Source organism: Weissella halotolerans DSM 20190 (assembly GCF_000420365.1).
In the GTDB taxonomy this organism is placed as follows: domain Bacteria; phylum Bacillota; class Bacilli; order Lactobacillales; family Lactobacillaceae; genus Weissella; species Weissella halotolerans.
Window position 1 is genome coordinate 469,259 of sequence record NZ_ATUU01000001.1, and the last position, 16,351, is coordinate 485,609.

The 16,351-nt window shown below is 46.3% G+C and carries 12 protein-coding genes and 2 pseudogenes; all 14 read right to left on the minus strand.

Translation table 11 applies throughout. The annotated features are described in order from the left end of the window. Positions 1-13: 13 nt before the first annotated feature. Positions 14-1,675: a formate--tetrahydrofolate ligase gene (locus G414_RS0102335; RefSeq protein ID WP_022791264.1), complete on the minus strand. Its 1,662-nt coding sequence runs from the start codon at positions 1,673-1,675 to the stop codon at positions 14-16. Positions 1,676-1,711: 36 nt separating this feature from the next. Then, on the minus strand, positions 1,712-2,956 hold the full coding sequence (gene purD, locus G414_RS0102340; protein ID WP_022791265.1) for a phosphoribosylamine--glycine ligase: 1,245 nt from the start codon (positions 2,954-2,956) through the stop codon (positions 1,712-1,714). A gap of 14 nt (positions 2,957-2,970) precedes the next feature. Beyond that, positions 2,971-4,497 carry a bifunctional phosphoribosylaminoimidazolecarboxamide formyltransferase/IMP cyclohydrolase gene (purH, locus tag G414_RS0102345; protein WP_022791266.1) on the minus strand — a complete coding sequence of 509 codons (1,527 nt, stop codon included), beginning with the start codon at positions 4,495-4,497 and terminating at the stop codon, positions 2,971-2,973. Continuing rightward, positions 4,497-5,090 carry a phosphoribosylglycinamide formyltransferase gene (gene purN / locus G414_RS0102350; protein ID WP_022791267.1) on the minus strand — a complete coding sequence of 198 codons (594 nt, stop codon included), beginning with the start codon at positions 5,088-5,090 and terminating at the stop codon, positions 4,497-4,499. Before purN ends, purH begins: the two co-directional genes overlap by 1 nt. After that, a complete protein-coding gene (gene purM, locus G414_RS0102355; protein WP_155971908.1) occupies positions 5,078-6,127 on the minus strand; it encodes a phosphoribosylformylglycinamidine cyclo-ligase in 1,050 nt (349 codons plus the stop codon). The genes purN and purM overlap by 13 nt, the downstream gene beginning before the upstream one ends. A 34-nt stretch (positions 6,128-6,161) precedes the next feature. Next, positions 6,162-7,631, minus strand: a complete 1,470-nt coding sequence (gene purF, locus G414_RS07125; RefSeq protein ID WP_022791269.1) for an amidophosphoribosyltransferase — start codon at positions 7,629-7,631, stop codon at positions 6,162-6,164. After that, a pseudogene (purL, locus tag G414_RS07130) lies at positions 7,616-9,853 on the minus strand (phosphoribosylformylglycinamidine synthase subunit PurL). Before purL ends, purF begins: the two are co-directional and overlap by 16 nt. Positions 9,854-9,855: 2 nt before the next feature. Continuing rightward, positions 9,856-10,527 (minus strand): phosphoribosylformylglycinamidine synthase subunit PurQ, encoded by a 672-nt coding sequence (gene purQ / locus G414_RS0102370; protein WP_022791270.1) that lies wholly within the window; start codon positions 10,525-10,527, stop codon positions 9,856-9,858. A 1-nt stretch (position 10,528) separates the two neighbouring features. Next, positions 10,529-10,792: a phosphoribosylformylglycinamidine synthase subunit PurS gene (purS, locus tag G414_RS0102375; RefSeq protein ID WP_022791271.1), complete on the minus strand. Its 264-nt coding sequence runs from the start codon at positions 10,790-10,792 to the stop codon at positions 10,529-10,531. Positions 10,793-10,803: 11 nt separating this feature from the next. Continuing rightward, entirely contained in the window at positions 10,804-11,529 is a 726-nt protein-coding gene (locus G414_RS0102380; RefSeq protein WP_022791272.1) for a phosphoribosylaminoimidazolesuccinocarboxamide synthase, read from the minus strand. Then, a pseudogene (gene purK / locus G414_RS07135) lies at positions 11,516-12,646 on the minus strand (5-(carboxyamino)imidazole ribonucleotide synthase). The gene G414_RS0102380 and the pseudogene purK overlap by 14 nt, the downstream one beginning before the upstream one ends. Beyond that, a complete protein-coding gene (gene purE, locus G414_RS0102390; protein ID WP_022791273.1) occupies positions 12,639-13,127 on the minus strand; it encodes a 5-(carboxyamino)imidazole ribonucleotide mutase in 489 nt (162 codons plus the stop codon). The pseudogene purK and the gene purE overlap by 8 nt, the downstream one beginning before the upstream one ends. A 173-nt stretch (positions 13,128-13,300) precedes the next feature. Then, positions 13,301-14,773 (minus strand): APC family permease, encoded by a 1,473-nt coding sequence (locus tag G414_RS0102395; RefSeq protein WP_022791274.1) that lies wholly within the window; start codon positions 14,771-14,773, stop codon positions 13,301-13,303. A gap of 31 nt (positions 14,774-14,804) precedes the next feature. Then, a complete protein-coding gene (locus G414_RS0102400; protein WP_022791275.1) occupies positions 14,805-16,130 on the minus strand; it encodes an APC family permease in 1,326 nt (441 codons plus the stop codon). Positions 16,131-16,351 lie beyond the last annotated feature (221 nt).

The following is a 16,351-nucleotide window of genomic DNA, read 5'->3' on the forward strand; positions in this document are numbered from 1 at the left end:
CCCTATCTCCGGCTTAAAATAAGCCTGAAATATGACCTTGATTATCAATATCAATTTGTTTTGCTGCTGGAACCTTAGGCAGTCCAGGCATGGTCATAATTGATCCTGTTAAGGCAACCATAAAACCAGCGCCCAACTTCGGTACAAATTCACGCACATGGATGGTGAAATCGGTTGGAGCGCCTAGCGCCTTAGGTTGGTCCGATAGCGAGTACTGGGTCTTAGCCACAATAACCGGTAATTGATCCCAACCATACTGCTTAAAGGTCTTTAGCTGGCGCTTGGCCTTCGTTGATAATTCAATTCCTTGGCCACCATATATGTCACGTACAATTTTCGTTAACTTAGTCGTCAAATCATCATCGGGTTGATAAAGCGGCACAAACCTACCTGGTCGTTTCGTCGCTGCAACCACCTCAGCAGCCAAAGCTTTAGCTCCTGCACCCCCGGCCGCCCAAACATCTGCTGGCACTGCGGGTACCCCTTTAGCACTGGCGTAGGCTTTGATGGCCTCAATTTCTTCTGCAGTGTCACTGGTGAAATGATTAATAGCCACCACTAGGGGTACCCCATACCGTTGCATACTCTTAATATGTTGACCTAAATTGGCTAGCCCGCGTTCTAGCGCTGGCAAATCAGGTTGATCTAACTGCTTTTCAGCCACCCCACCATGTAGTTTTAACGCACGGACCGTTGCCACGATAACAATGGTATCAGGAGTTTTACCCAGAATTGGTGCTTTGACATCCAAAAACTTTTCACCACCTAAGTCAGCCCCAAACCCAGCTTCCGTCACAACATAATCAGCCAAGCGTAAGGCCGCTTCAGTTGCTTGAACTGAATTTGTCCCCTGGGCAATATTGGCAAAAGGGCCGCCATGAATCAGGGTTGGCGTATGATTGATTGTTTGCACTAGATTAGGCTTAATCGCATCCTTCAAAAGGGTTGCAATAGCGCCACCAACCCCCAGTTCAGCCACAGTCACCGGTTCTTTATCATAGGTATAGCCAACAACAATGCGCTTAATCCTGGCTTTCATATCTTCCAAATCACGGGCCAATGTTAAAATGGCCATTAATTCTGAAGCTGCCGTAATATCAAACTGTCCTTCATGGGGAACGCCGCTAGTTGGGCCCCCGAGTCCAAGCACCATGTGCCGTAGCGTGCGATCATTAACATCCATCACTCTAGGCCAGAGCAGTCGCCGTGGATCTAAATGCAAGGGATTCCCCTGATAAATACTATTATCAATCAAGGCCGCTAAACTATTCTGGGCACTGGTGATTGCGTGAAAGTCTCCGGTAAAATGCAGATTAATATCGGCCATCGGCAAAACCTGTGCATAACCACCACCGGTAGCCCCACCTTTCATGCCTAAAACTGGGCCCATCGATGGTTCCCGTAAGGCTAACATGGTCTTTTTACCAGTTGCTTGAATGGCATCTGCTAATCCAACCGCCACCGTGGATTTACCCTCACCGGCAGTAGTCGGGTTAATTGACGTTACTAAAATTAACTTACCACGTTCTGTCTGACTACGTTCTTTAGCCAAGCTTACCTTAGCTTTATCTCGTCCATACGGCTCCCATTCACTCTCTTGCAAACCAGCTGCTTGGGCAATACGTTCAATCGGCCATACTTCGGCTGCTTGCGCTATCTCAATATCTATCTTCATCTTACTGTCCTCTATCCTTTAAAACGTTCCTTCACCCTACTCAGCTAAGCCTTGCTGACCAATATCACGTCGATAAGCTAAATCTGTAGGTTGATCAGCTAACAGCCGATATATTTTAGCCTGGGCTTCCGCTAATTTAGTTGCTGCAGTTATAACCGTTACGACCCGTCCCCCTTGACTGACTAGCTGGCCGGCATTGGTCGTGACCCCGCCGTAGTTAACCCGCAACTTAGCTGAAAAACCCGGTACCATGTAAGCGCGCGTAGTCGCTGTGGGATAGTCGGGATTGACCAGCACTACCCCTATGTAGGTCTGTTCTGTTTGCCAGCGTGGTGTTACTGGTCGGCCAGCCAGCAAATCTTGGATAAGGATATACAGGTCACTTCTTAGTTGAGGTAACACGACCTGGGCTTCGGGATCGCCAAAGCGGACATTATATTCGATAACCTTAGGGCCCTCAGTTGTCAACATCACCCCCGTATACAGTATTCCTTGATACGGGCAGCCCGTTGCCGCCATCGCGTCTAGCAAGGGCGTAACTAATTGATTAATGGCCTCTTCAACCAGCTCCGGGCTAGCAAAAGGGACTGGACTATAAGCCCCCATTCCACCAGTATTGGGCCCTTGACCACCTTCAAAACGGCGTTTATGGTCCTGGGCTACTGGAGTATGAATAACCTGCCGTTTACCAACCAAAGAAAAGATTGAAAACTCGCGGCCCTCCAAATACTCCTCTATCACCAAACGAGCAGTTGGATTCGCCTGATAAATTGCTTGAATAACACGCTCACTGCTGACTGCATCCTCAAGAATGCGCACCCCTTTACCAGCAGCCAAGCCATCCTGCTTAATGACGATGGGCCAGCCCAACGCTTTCACTGCTGCCTGGGCTTTTGTGACTGTGTCTACCGTCAATGCACGGGCGGTTGGAATCTGATGGTCTAAAACAAGCCGCTTCATAAACGTTTTTGACCCTTCTAACTGCGCTGCCGCCTTATTAGGTCCAAAAATAGTTAAGCCCTGGGCTTGAAAAGTATCAACAATGCCATCTACCAGTGGCCCTTCAGCTCCAACCACTGTTAAATCGATTACATGGTGTATAGCAAAAGTCGCTAGGGCAGTCTGGTCGCTGGTCGCAATATCCACTAATTTAATTTTAGCATCCTTCATCCCTGGATTACCAGGTGCCACATAGATTTGCTTAACTTGATCACTCTGAGCAAAGGTTTGCGCCAAGGCATGTTCCCGGGCTCCACTACCAATAATCAACACTGTTGCCATTTAACTACCCTCGCTTAATGCTTAAAATGCCGGTGACCAGAAAAGACCAACACAATGCCAAGTTCATTCGCCTTATCGATTGATTCCTGATCGCGAATTGACCCACCTGGCTCAATAATTGCCGTAATCCCATGTTCAGCTGCATATTGAACTGAATCAGCCATTGGGAAAAAGGCGTCCGATCCTAGAACAGCTTCTTGGTAGCCTGCTTTATGTTGAGCATGATCAATTGCTAACTTGACTGAATCAATCCGGTTTGGCTGACCGGCTCCAATCCCCAAGGTTTGACCAGCCCTGGCAACAACAATCGCGTTTGATTTAACGTATTTAACCACTGTTTGGGCAAATAATAAAGCGGCGATTTGTTCAGCAGTGGGTTGCTTTTCCGACACGACCTGCAAGTCCTCGACCCTGTCCTCGTGTAAATCACGCTCTTGCATGACTGCTCCACCCAAGACTGAGGTAATTTCTACTGTTTGCGGAATATCATGCCTAAAGGGGAGGGTCAAAAGGCGTAGATTCTTTTTCTTAGCTAATTCAGCATAGGCTTCATCCGTAAAGGATGGTGCAATAATGATTTCTAAGAAAAGTTGGTGCATTTTTTTAGCCGTTGCTAAATCAACTGGTCGATTCAAGGCTACAATCCCGCCAAAAATCGAAATATCGTCCGCCAGATAAGCCCGATCCCAGGCTTCCTCAATTGTTTGGCCTTGACCTACCCCAGCTGGATTCATATGTTTAACTGTGACAACTGTCGGCACTGTAAATTCTGCGATAATCCGTAGGGCGGCGTCGCCATCGCGAATATTGTTATAGGACAGTTGTTTACCATGTAGTCGTTTGGCAGCCAGAATCGAATAGTCTTCTGCTAATCCAGTTTGATATGCAGCGGCAGCCTGCTGTGGATTTTCGCCATATCGCAAGGTTTCGACTAAATCATAGGTAGGTGTCATTTTTTCTGTAAAGCGTGTACCTGATAAATAATCAGCAATTAAGGCATCATAGGCAGCTGTATATCGAAAAACCTTTGCTGCTAGTCGTTGTCGTAAAGTCTGATCAACCTTGTCATTTTGTAAGGCCTGAATAACAAAATGATAGTCCTTAGGGTCAACAATGGGCAGGACAAAGGCTGCATTTTTAGCTGCGGCACGTAGAAGGGAAGGCCCACCAATATCAATCTGTTCAATCGCTTCTTCAGTTGTAACTCCTGATTGTTGAATGGTTGCTTTGAATGGATAAAGGTTAACCACCACCAAGTCAATCGGGCTAATCCCTTGTTCAGCTAGCTGGGCCATGTGAGCAGGAAGGTCGCGTCTAGCTAACAGGCCAGCATGAATTTTGGGATGAAGCGTTTTTACCCGTCCGTCTAACAATTCAGGAAAGCCAGTCAGCTCTTCTACTTGTGTAACTGGCAGACCGGCCTTGCGTAAGACCTGGAAGGTTCCCCCAGTTGAAATCAACTCATAACCTAAAGCAACCAGTTGTCCCGCAAATGGAACTAGGCCTTGTTTGTCAGAAACGCTCAATAATGCTCGTGCCATTAATTAAATACCCCTTCTTTCAATAAGTGCTTTAATGTTTGTGGGTATACCACATGCTCAACCTCGTGAATGCTAACAGCTAATGCTGCTAGACTCATCCCATCTTCAATTTTCACCGGCACTTGGGCAATGATTTGTCCTGAATCCACTCCCGCCGTAACATAGTGGATTGTTACCCCGGTTACTTTAACGCCATAATGAAAGGCATCCTCAATCCCATGCCGTCCAGGAAAACTTGGCAATAAGGCTGGATGAATATTAATAATCCTATTTGGATAAGTGGCCACAAAATGGGCACTTAAAATACGCATATATCCGGCTAGCAAAATCCCATCTATGCGGTCGCTAGCTAACCGGTCTAATATAATGCTTTCTGCTTGCGTCCGACTAGCAAAAGCATGGTAGTCAACTAAGGTCACTGGAATGCCAGCGGCCTTCGCTTTTTCAATTACAGCGGCTTCCTTTTGATCGACTATTACCCGGACAATTTTTGCGGGTAACGCTTCATTTAAAATAGCTGCTTGTAAGGCTGCAAAATTACTTCCCCGACCAGAAGCCATCACTGCCAAACGGGCGCACTCTAATTCGGCCATGGTGCCCTCCCTTTAAACACAACTGACGGTTCTTGTTGCTGACGTGCTGTTATTGCACCCAGTTCATAAAACGGATATGCTGCTTTGGCTAAATCTTGTTTAACCGCTGCTAGGTTTTGGGGATGCACCACCAAAATCATTCCCAGCCCATTGTTAAAGGTCCGCAACATATCCGTTTGGCTAAGCTGGCCTCGCGCTTGCAATCGTTGAAAGATTGGCGGGATTGGCCATGTATCCCAGTTCAACTCAGCCTTTAACTGGCTCCCATAAGCCCGAGGTAAATTTTCCAACAAACCACCACCGGTGATATTGGCGATACTTGCCAGCAAGTGTTTGTCCAATAACGGCCCTACCTGTGGACCATACAAGATAGTTGGCCTTAGTAAGGTGACCTGTTCACTAGTCGTTAAGCCCTGAAAATCGGTCCGGGTCTTTAGGCCTAAAATTTGACGTACCAGGGAATAACCATTGGCATGCAAGCCAGATGACGGTAAGCCAATTAAGATATCCCCTGCCTGCGCATTAGCGGGGGTTAACATCGCTCCGCGTTCAACTATTCCGACCCCAAAGGCCGCTAAATCATAGTGGTGGTTAGCGTATAACCCTGGCAATTCAGCTGATTCTCCACCAATTAATGCTGCACCCACCTGTTTAGCCGCTTTAGCAATCCCAGCTACAATGGTGGCAACCGTCTGGGGGCGCATTTTGTCAAGACCTAAGTAATCTAATAAAAATAACGGTGTCGCCCCCTGAGCCAAGAGATCATTGGTCACCATAGCTACTAAATCCTGACCGATTGTAGCATGTTGATCAGAAGCAATGGCTAGGAGCAATTTGGTACCAACCCCATCTGCACTACTTACCAAGACTGGCTCCTGATAGCCTTTTGGGAGGGCAAAGGCTGCCCCAAAGCCACCCAAGCCAGCTACTACCTCACTCGAATAGGTTGCTTCTACAGCAGTTTGCATGGCCTCGACTGCTTGGTTACCAGCCTCTATGTTAACGCCGGCCTGTGCATATGCATCCTCTCTCATCACAACTCCTTTCGTCCTATCTTTACTTAAGATTGCCCTACTCACCAGGTTCCGGATCAAAGATAACTTGACCTGTCGCTGCCTCTTCAGCTAGCTCAGGCGCATAGTCATAAATCGGGGCCGGATAGTGACCATCAAAATAGGCGGTTGTCAGTCCAGTCCCTGGCCCTTGATAAGGCAAATTAATCGCTGCTACTAGTCCCGCTACTGACAAAAAGGCCAGTGAATCTGCCCCAATCATTGTTTTTATTTCGGCTACATTGTAATTAGCAGCAATCAACTCCGCCTTTTTTTGCATATCCACCCCGTAAAAGGATGGGTACTTAAAAGCTGGGGCGGCAATCCGCACATGTACTTCTTTCGCCCCTGCCTCCCGTAACATCCGAATGATGTATTTAGAGGTCGTGCCACGCACGATTGAATCATCTACCAAAACAACTCGTTTTCCTTTGAGTACAGCTGGTACCGTACTCAATTTCATCCTAACAGCCCTTTCCCGACGGGCCTGCGTCGGCTCAATGAAACTACGGGCAACATATTGATCCTTTACTAGCCCCATCTCATTAGGTAGCCCGCTCGCTTTTGCATAACCCATGCTAGCTGATAGGGAAGAGTTGGGAACGGCAACGACTAGGTCAGCTGATGCGGGTGCTTCTTTGGCTAAACGCGCACCCATTCGTTCCCGGGCTAAGTGTACATTTACGCCGTAAATATCTGAATCCGGCCGGGCAAAATAGATGTATTCCATCACATCAATGTCCAGGCGTCTTGCCTGCGTATAATAGTCGCTTGACATCCCCGCATCCGTAATCGTAATCACCTCACCCGGCTGGACATCCCGAATGAACTTAGCGCCCACGGAGGCTAAGGCAGCTGTTTCAGAGGCCAATACATAAGCTCCACTCGCCATCTGTCCTAGTACAAAGGGGCGAAAACCATGTGGATCCAGCATGGCATAAAGTCCCGTTGGGGTCATAAGCAAAAAGGCAAATCCACCGCGCAGCTGTCTTAACGCATCTTTGAGCTTTTCTAAAAAAGGCTCCTTTACTGACCGGCGAATAAGATGCAGTAAAATCTCGGTATCAGAAGATGACTGAAAAATGGCGCCTTCTGCTTCCAACTTGCGACGCAGCGTTTGGGCATTCGTGATGTTACCGTTATGTGCTAAAGCGAGTTGCATATCGGAAAAATTCACCATCAAGGGTTGCACATTTTCAACCCCACCACCGCCTGCTGTAGCGTAACGAACATGTCCAAGGGCCGCATGGCCTCTTAAAGAGGCTAGCCGTTGCTGATCAGCAAATACCTCACTTAACAACCCTAGGCCTCTTTCTTGCCATAAAGCACCCGCTTGATTAGCTACAATTCCTGCCCCTTCTTGTCCCCGATGTTGTAGGGCATGGAGGCCATAAAATGTTAAGTTGGCTGCTTCATCAGTACCCCAAATCCCAAAAATACCGCACTCTTCATTTAAAGAATGGTTTTGTTGACTTAGGTCAGTTGCCATGCAAGTGCCTCCTTATACTGCTGCTGGGCTTTTGCCCGCTCTAATTTAATCGTTTGGTCAAGGCTCCTAAAATTTAACACTTGGTCGGTCGTCACTTCACCAATCCGCCTTGCTTTTGCACCTGCTAAACCTTCAAATTCGGCTTGCTGAATAGGGTGAACTGTTAACACAAAGAGGCCTGGACTTTCTGCAAAGTACCAACTTGCTGGATAATCAAGTTCCGTTGTTAACCCAAATGGGGTATCAAATACCGTTTCTGCTAGCGCCAAAGCCAGCCCACCATCAGCCACATCGTGAGCACTCGCCACCAAGCCTCGTTCAATGGCCTTCCGCACAAGCAACTGCTGTTGTTCAACCAACTCTTCATCCAAGGGTCGCAAGCCACCGCTTGGTTGATCCACCAATAATTTTTGAAGAGCTGACCCATTAAAATCATCCTGAGGAGTTCCTACTAGATAAACTAAGTCATGAGCGGCCTTAGCTGATATAGTCACTGCCTTACTAATATCAGTTAATAAGCCCACCATCCCAATCATTGGTGTCGGATAAATAGCTATGCCATCTGTTTCATTGTATAAGGACACGTTACCTGAAATAATCGGCGTATTTAATTACCTAGCCATCTGATTAATCCCCGCCACTGATTGGGCTAATTCATAATAAATGGTGGGATCATCAGGATTTCCAAAATTCAAACAATCAGTAATGCCAATCGGTTTTGCTCCCGTGACAACAATATTAGCAGCGGCTTCGGCAACTGCCCGTTTTCCCCCCTCTTTTGGATCTAGATAGGTATAGCGACCATTAATGTCCGTTGTCATCGCCAACCCTTTCTTGGTGCCAGCCACCCGTACTAGGGCAGCATCGCTACCTGGCTTTATTACCGTGTCAGTTCGTACCATGCTATCAAAATGGCGATAGAGACTGGCCTTTGATGCTAGTGAACTCTGCCCTAATAAAGCTAAAAAGGTTGCACTAGCATCCGTTAGGTCAGGCTGCATCTGCTGTTTGTTAACAACTTGCAAGCGCCGGGGTTGTCGCTGTTGCAAGACTGGTTCAGGTGGCGTTGTTAAAAAGTCAACTGCTACATCGGCAACAATCTCCTTTTTAAACCGCAAACGATAGCGCTGGTCAGCCCTTACTTGCCCAATTACCACGGCTGCCAAACCAGCTTTAGCATAATAATCGGCAATTTTTGCTGCTTGACCTTTTTTTACTACTAATAGCATTCGTTCCTGTGATTCAGATAACATTAATTCATAGGGGGTCATATTGGTTTCACGTTGGGGCACTTCATCCAAATCCAACTCAATTCCATTTCCTGCTTTGCTGGCCATTTCAGCCGATGATGAAACTAATCCTGCCGCGCCCATGTCTTGAACACCAATAATACTATCGCCCAGTTCGCGCATAACCTTAATCGTTGTATCCATCACTAATTTTTCTAAAAAGGGGTCACCAACTTGGACTGCCGAACGGTCTTGACCACGGGCTGAGTCAAATTCAGCAGAAGCAAAGGTTGCCCCATGAATCCCATCGCGTCCCGTCTTGGCACCAACATACAAGACCTCATTACCAATTCCTTCGGCCTTCCCAACGTGCATCTGGGTTTGGTCTAATAGGCCAACGGCCATAACATTAACTAAGGGGTTGCCCTGGTAGGCCTTATCAAAAACAAGTTCGCCACCGACCGTGGGAATACCAATGGCATTTCCATAACCCGCAATACCTGCAATCACACCGTCCACCAAGCGGCGGGTTGAAGGCTGCGTTACTTCTCCAAAGCGTAAACTATCCAAAATCGCAATGGGTTGGGCACCCATTGAAAAAATATCCCTTAAAATGCCACCAACTCCGGTAGCAGCCCCTTCATAGGGTTCGACTGCTGAGGGATGGTTATGTGATTCGGCCTTAAACACTACTGCCTGACCATCACCGATATCTAAAATACCAGCTCCTTCACCTGGCCCCTGCAAAACGCGTTCGTTTTGCGACCAAAAGGTTCTTAACACCGGCTTCGACTTTTTATAAGAACAATGTTCCGACCACATCGCAGCAAACAAACCCGTTTCAGTATAGTTTGGTAAGCGACCTATTTGGGCGACTATGTACTCATATTCATCTTCTGTTAAGCCCCACTGTTTATAAAGCCCTTGTTTTTTAATTTCAACTGGACTTGGTTCTAGAACCGCATCCACTAGGTTAGCTGCACCATGGTCCATCTTTAAACACCCACCTTCCCGTCAATCGCGGCCTTTATACTTTCAAAAAAAGGCCGACCAGCAGTACTACCCAATATGGTTTCAACTGCCCTTTCTGGATGGGGCATCATCCCCAATACATTACCTGCTTCATTCGTAATTCCAGCAATCTGGTGGGTCGACCCATTAACGTTAGTCTGGTAACGAAAGACAATTTGGTTTGCTTGCTCCAGCTGGGTAACTAGCGTGTCATCTGCATAGTAACGCCCCTCAGCGTGAGCAATTGGGTAGTGTATCTGTGCTTGTTGATACGCCGTCGTAAAGGGGGTCGCTTTATTTTCGATTTGAATAGCCACCTCATCACATATGAACCCTGGTTGTTCATTTAGCATAAGTTGGCCAGGTAATAGACCTGCTTCGGTTAAAATCTGAAAACCATTGCAAATGCCAACGACGATGCCACCCCTGGCTGCCAATGCCTTAACGGCCGCCATCACGGGTGAAAAACGGGCAATTGCACCAGCCCGTAAATAATCACCAAAGGAAAAACCCCCTGGTAAAAAGACTGCATCATACGCAACTAGTTCCTTAGCTTGGTCTGACACCAAACTTGTTGACACACCAAATTGCTTTAAAGCTTTTTCTAAATCAAGGTCACAGTTTGATCCTGGAAACTGAATCACCGCTGCACGCATGCTAACCCTCCTCTGGCACTGCCTGTAGGTCAAAATGATAGGTTTCTGTATTCTGGTTAATCAAAAGAGCCGCCGTTAAGCTTTTTACATCATCAACAGCCTGCTCTTCGTCAGCCGCCTCAAGGCGCACTTCAAAATATTTTCCCTGTACGACCTCTCTGACGTTTTGATACGCTAAGCGATGCAGAGCTGCCTTAATTACCTCCCCTTGGGGATCAAGTACAGAGGGTTTATAACTAACATAAATATGAGCTAAATACTGCATTACCTTTCCTCCTAGCCTAGTTTAGCTGCCAACCGATCTAATACGATCGCATAACCCAATCGCAAATCCCCCTTTTTTTGGCGGAATATATCTTTATCTAAAGATTGGTGATTCCTTTTATCTTGTAGCCGCATATTATCAGGTGATAATTCATCAGCTAACACCAAGTCATTCTGCTTGGTGAAACCAAATTCTACTTTTAAATCAAGCAGCTGAATATCTAAGTCAGCAAATAGGTCAGTCAGTAACTGATTGATGCGCAAGGCCTGCTGACGAATCGCTTCAATTTGTCCTTGCGTCAAGATTGATAATGCAACTAGTTGTGAGTCGTTAATCATTGGGTCATCTAGTTCATCTGCTTTTAAATAAAATTCTTGCACAGGCGGTGTTAAGGGTTGCATTGGTGCTTGAGCAAAACGGGTAGTAAAATGGCCGGCCGTTACATTACGAATCACTACCTCTACTGGAATCATCGTCAACTTTTTTACCAGGCTTGCCCTAGCACTAACTGTTTTTACATAATGACTGGGGATTCCTCGCTCCTTTAAATAGCGAAATAAGTAGCCACTAATTTGGTTGGTATAATGCCCCTTATCCTCAATACGCACCTTACGCTTACCATTCAAAGCGGTTGCTTCATCCTTATGCTCAAGCCATACGATTTCTGGTGAAGTTGTTGCATACACAGCCTTCGCCTTTCCTTCTGCAAGCAATCCTTCTTTTTTAAGAGATATCATGATGTTCTTGCCCCCATTGTCTAAGTTGTGCACTAGCTATTGATCCCATGACCGTGATATGTCCCATTTTACGATGAGCCTTAATTTCTGCCTTTCCATAGTCATGAAAATGCCAAGCTGGCTGATCCGCTAAGGCGGTGCGCGCAGCTGTCATTTGCTTTCCTAAAAGATTGAGCATAAATACTTGGTCGGTAACTAGGAAAATGGGTGGAATTGGTAAAGCTAGAATGCTACGTATATGCCCCTCAAATTGCGACACATTGGTGGCCTCAATACTAAAATGGCCAGAATTATGTGGACGCGGGGCTAATTCATTAATATAGAGTTCACCAGCAAGCACAAAGAATTCGATGCCTAAGACGCCACGTAGGTCAATGGCCTTAGCTAAGTGTTTGGCAATTTAAGCCGCCTTTTTATTCAGTCTTGCTTGTCCATTAGCCTTGACAAAAGTGCTTTGTAAAATATGATCATGATGTTGGTTTTCAGCCAAAGGCCATGTTCTGATTTGGCCTTGCCCGTCCTGGGTTACCATCATACTCACTTCTTTTTCAAATGACAGTTTCTTCTCCAAGATTAAGGGGATCTGTGGTTCTTGCCAATGCGCAATCAATTCGGCTAAGGCCGCCTCATCAGGAATATCCCATTGCCCGTGACCATCATAGCCACCTGCTCGCGTTTTTAGGATGGCCGGTAACCCAACTGTTTGTACTGCTAAGTCAAGTTGTTCAATACGATCGACTGCTGCAAATTTAGTCACAGGTAGGCCTAGATTAGCAACAAACTTCTTTTCTAGTAACCGATCCGCCGTAACTTTTAGCAGTCTAGTGCCTTGCGGGAGTAACTTCTTATCCGTGACGGCCTCAAGAGCTGCCTGATCGACATTTTCAAATTCATACGTCAAAACCGCTGACCGTTGAGCTAGCACAGCTAAAGCTGCTTGGTCATCATAACTAGCAATAATTTGGTCATCTGCCACTTGCCCGGCCGGTGAGTTTGGCTGTGGATCTAAAACCAGCACCTGATAACCCATCGTTTTCGCCGCCATTGCCATCATCCGTCCTAATTGGCCACCACCAATAATGCCAATTGTGGCAGGCGGCAAAATTGGTTTAGCCATTTAAGACCTCCTGACTAGCCACCACCGCTTCAGCTGCCATTTGACGAGCTCTTTGTAGCCTTTTTTGCAAAGCCTTATCCTGAATTGCTAACTGTTGAGCAGCTAAGTAAGCTGCGTTTTTAGCCCCCGCCTGACCAATAGCGACTGTTGCTACCGGTACGCCGGCGGGCATCTGTACAATACTAAGCAGAGAATCCAATCCATGGAGCGCCTTTGATTCAATCGGCACGCCAATCACTGGTACCACGGTATTAGCGGCTAACATTCCCGGCAGATGAGCTGCCCCGCCTGCTCCTGCAATGATGACGGCGATGTTATTTTGTTCAGCTGCTTTAGCATAGGCTGCTAAACGATCTGGAGTTCGATGGGCTGAAATAATTGCCGTTTCATAATCAATCCCTAAATCCGATAACACCTCAGTCGTCACCCTCATGGTAGGCCAATCTGACTGCGATCCCATTACTACTGCCACACGTGCCATCCTAACTATCTACCCTCCTTATATTTCGGCTTATGTGATATATTTAAACACTTTGCTCTTATATTGTACATGTTTTAATTAAAAATAATGTTATTTTTGTTTTATAGTTCGTATTTTAAAGGTTTTAAGCCAAATAAAAAGCCGCTAAATAGCGGCTGCTTATTTAATTTAATTTAATTAGCTAAGTGTGAATGTTTACGTCCATAAAGCAAGTAAACGATGATTCCAACAATGAACCAAACTAATGCACCTAGTTTTGCATCATCACTCAGGCTCCAAAAGACCCAAATTGATAGAAGACCGGCAATCGCCGGCGTGAAAGGATAACCAGGCATCTTAAAACCAGCGTCAGCTAGGTCAATCCCTTCTCGCTTGCGTAAAGGATAAATGGCAAAGGAAACAAAAATAAAGGCGATCAACGTGCCAGCTGAAATTAGCTGCGCCAAAAAGGTGAATGGGAAGATACCACCGATAATCACTCCCCCAATCGTCAATACCAAAAGGCCATGATTAGGCAGTCCCTTATGGTTCAAACGACCTAACCATTCTGGTAACATGCCGTCACGTCCAAATGCGTATAGAAGGCGGGAACCGGCCATCATCATTCCAATTAAGGCCGTAAACATCCCCACAACGGCCACTGCCTGAACAATTAAGGCTACCGTACCAAAACCGGCATGGCGGAGGGCCCAACCAACCGGCTCAGCATTACCAGCATAGTTTGTGTATTTAAACATGCCTACCAAAACTAGGGAGACGGCTGAAAAAAGCACAACGGCAATCAAAAGTGAGCCCAAAATACCACGCGGCATCGTTTTAGCTGGATTCTTGGCTTCCGCTGAATTAGCCGCAATTGAATCAAATCCAATATAGGCCAAGAAAATCATCGAGACCCCTGCTTGAATACCACCCCAACCACCAAAAGCGGACCCATCAGGATTGGTATGCGGTGCTGGGATAAAGGGTACATAATTCTCTAGGTGTAAGGCCGTTGCCCCCACTACCACAAAGGTCAAGATAGCAAGCACTTTGGCGACCACCAAGATTACTTCTACCCGTGATGTATTATTCACTGATTTTGACAGGAGATAGGCTACCAAGAGTATCGCCACAATCGTAAAGAGATCAACAACGCCGCCCTTAGGACCAGAAATTACCGAAGGCCAACCAAAAAAGTTATGCGTATCCAAAGCCCCTGACAAGGCTGCCGGGATACGGATCCCAAATTGGGAAAGCTCACCCCTAAAGTTAGCTGACAATCCCGACCCGACAAAGGCAACTGCAATGAAGTACTCCGCCAAGAGCGCCCAGCCGGCAATCCAGCCATATACCTCTCCAAAAATAACACTAATCCATGAATAGGCCGAACCAGCAAAAGGCATGGTGGCCGCCATCTCAGCATAGGCAAATGCCACAAAGCCGGCAACAATGGCCGCAATTATAAAACTCAAGACCACCGAGGGCCCCGTGTGTTGTGCAGCAACCACCCCTGGCAGGGTAAAAATGGCCGTTGACACAATGGTTCCAACTCCTAGTGCTAAAAAGTCTTTCACGCCCAACACCCGTTTCAAATCACGATCTGAGGCTTCATAACGCGATGGGTTTTCTTTACGGACCATACTTGACCATACTTTCCCTTTAAACATAGCTCACTCCTTACCTTATTAGACTACTTCTTTAACGTTGCCGCTTTTGAATCAACATATAGACTGGAATTCCAATCAGCACCAGACAAATAGAACCCAACGATGACCAAGGGTTCGTTATCATTGTACTGATAATGATAAAAAGCGCCCCTAAGATAGCTACCAATGGAATAATTGGGTACAAGGGTACAACAAATTCGGCCGGTTGCTGCTGAAATCCAGCACGCTTTTCACGATAGCGGAGAATAAAAAGCCCGATAAAGGTTGCCGTATAAAAAATCCAAATCACAAAAATACATAAATTAGAAAGCCAATCAGCTGAAATCGTAAATAGCAAAACACCAGCTAGTAGGGCCAAAACCAAAATAGATACCACGGGTTCTTTAAACCGGTTCACCTTCATCAAAATGCGGGGCAAAAAGCGGTGTTCGGCCATGGCATACATCATCCGAGGCATGGCCAGCATCTTACCGTTTAATGTCCCAGCAATGGAAATTAAAATTGCTAACGAAAGTGCACGACCGCCAAAATCACCAAAGGCCTTAATCACCACCGCATAAGTAGCATTATCACCAAGCTTTACAATTTCATTAGCTGGCATCGCCTTCATCATTCCAAAGGCAATGCCGGCATAGGCCAGTAAGACAATCAGGATGCCACCGACAATCGCCCGCGGCATGTTTTTACCTGGATTTTTAATTTCACCACCCATATTAGTCAAGGTTGCCCAACCATCATAGGCAAATAAGGTGGCTAAAACGGCCGTCCCAAAGTTTCCCCCATGTTGGCTAACAGCATTGACGGTTTGACCGAGTGCATCAACACGACCATAAAAGAGACCATAAATAAGAATTGCCACGATAGGCAAAAGCTTAATAAACGTCGTCACCATTGAAAAGGCCGAAGGAACTCGGTTATCAAGCATATTCATTAGACTAATCAACGTAATGGCAGCTAAAGCCACCCATTTTGTAGCCCCTAGTGGCAACCCAAAAAAGTTAACAAATAAAACCCCAAAATAGGCCGCCAAAGAACCAACGATTGCCGGAGCATAAAAGAATACTTGGGCCCAGCCAGCTAAAAAACCAAAAAACTTACCATAAATTCGCTCGATATAAATATAAATACCCCCGGTATAGGGAATCCGAGAACCAATCTCAGAAATTGTCAGTCCCCCAGCCAAGGTGATGAGTCCCCCAACTACCCAAGCTAAGACGGCCGCGGTTGAACCGCCGGCTGTTTCAAGCACTTGCGCCTGTTTAAAGAAGATGCCAGAGCCAATCACAGTCCCGATTACTACGGAAATGCCAGCCCAAACGCCCATTGACCGATTTAACCCTTCCTTTGCTTCTGCCATCGTACAACCTCCATTTTTATCATTCTAATTCTTCCGCCTTCACGTATGTACTTAACTGACGGTCTCATTCTTATTCAAGACTAATGCGCCTAGGCATCAATGATAGCAAATTTTACCATTTATGCTCGGCTAGAAACAAGCTTTATTTAAGGTAATTTTTATCACTATTAACTTTTTTATTAGTCATCTGAACTTTTCCTTTATTAAAGTAGCCCCCATTG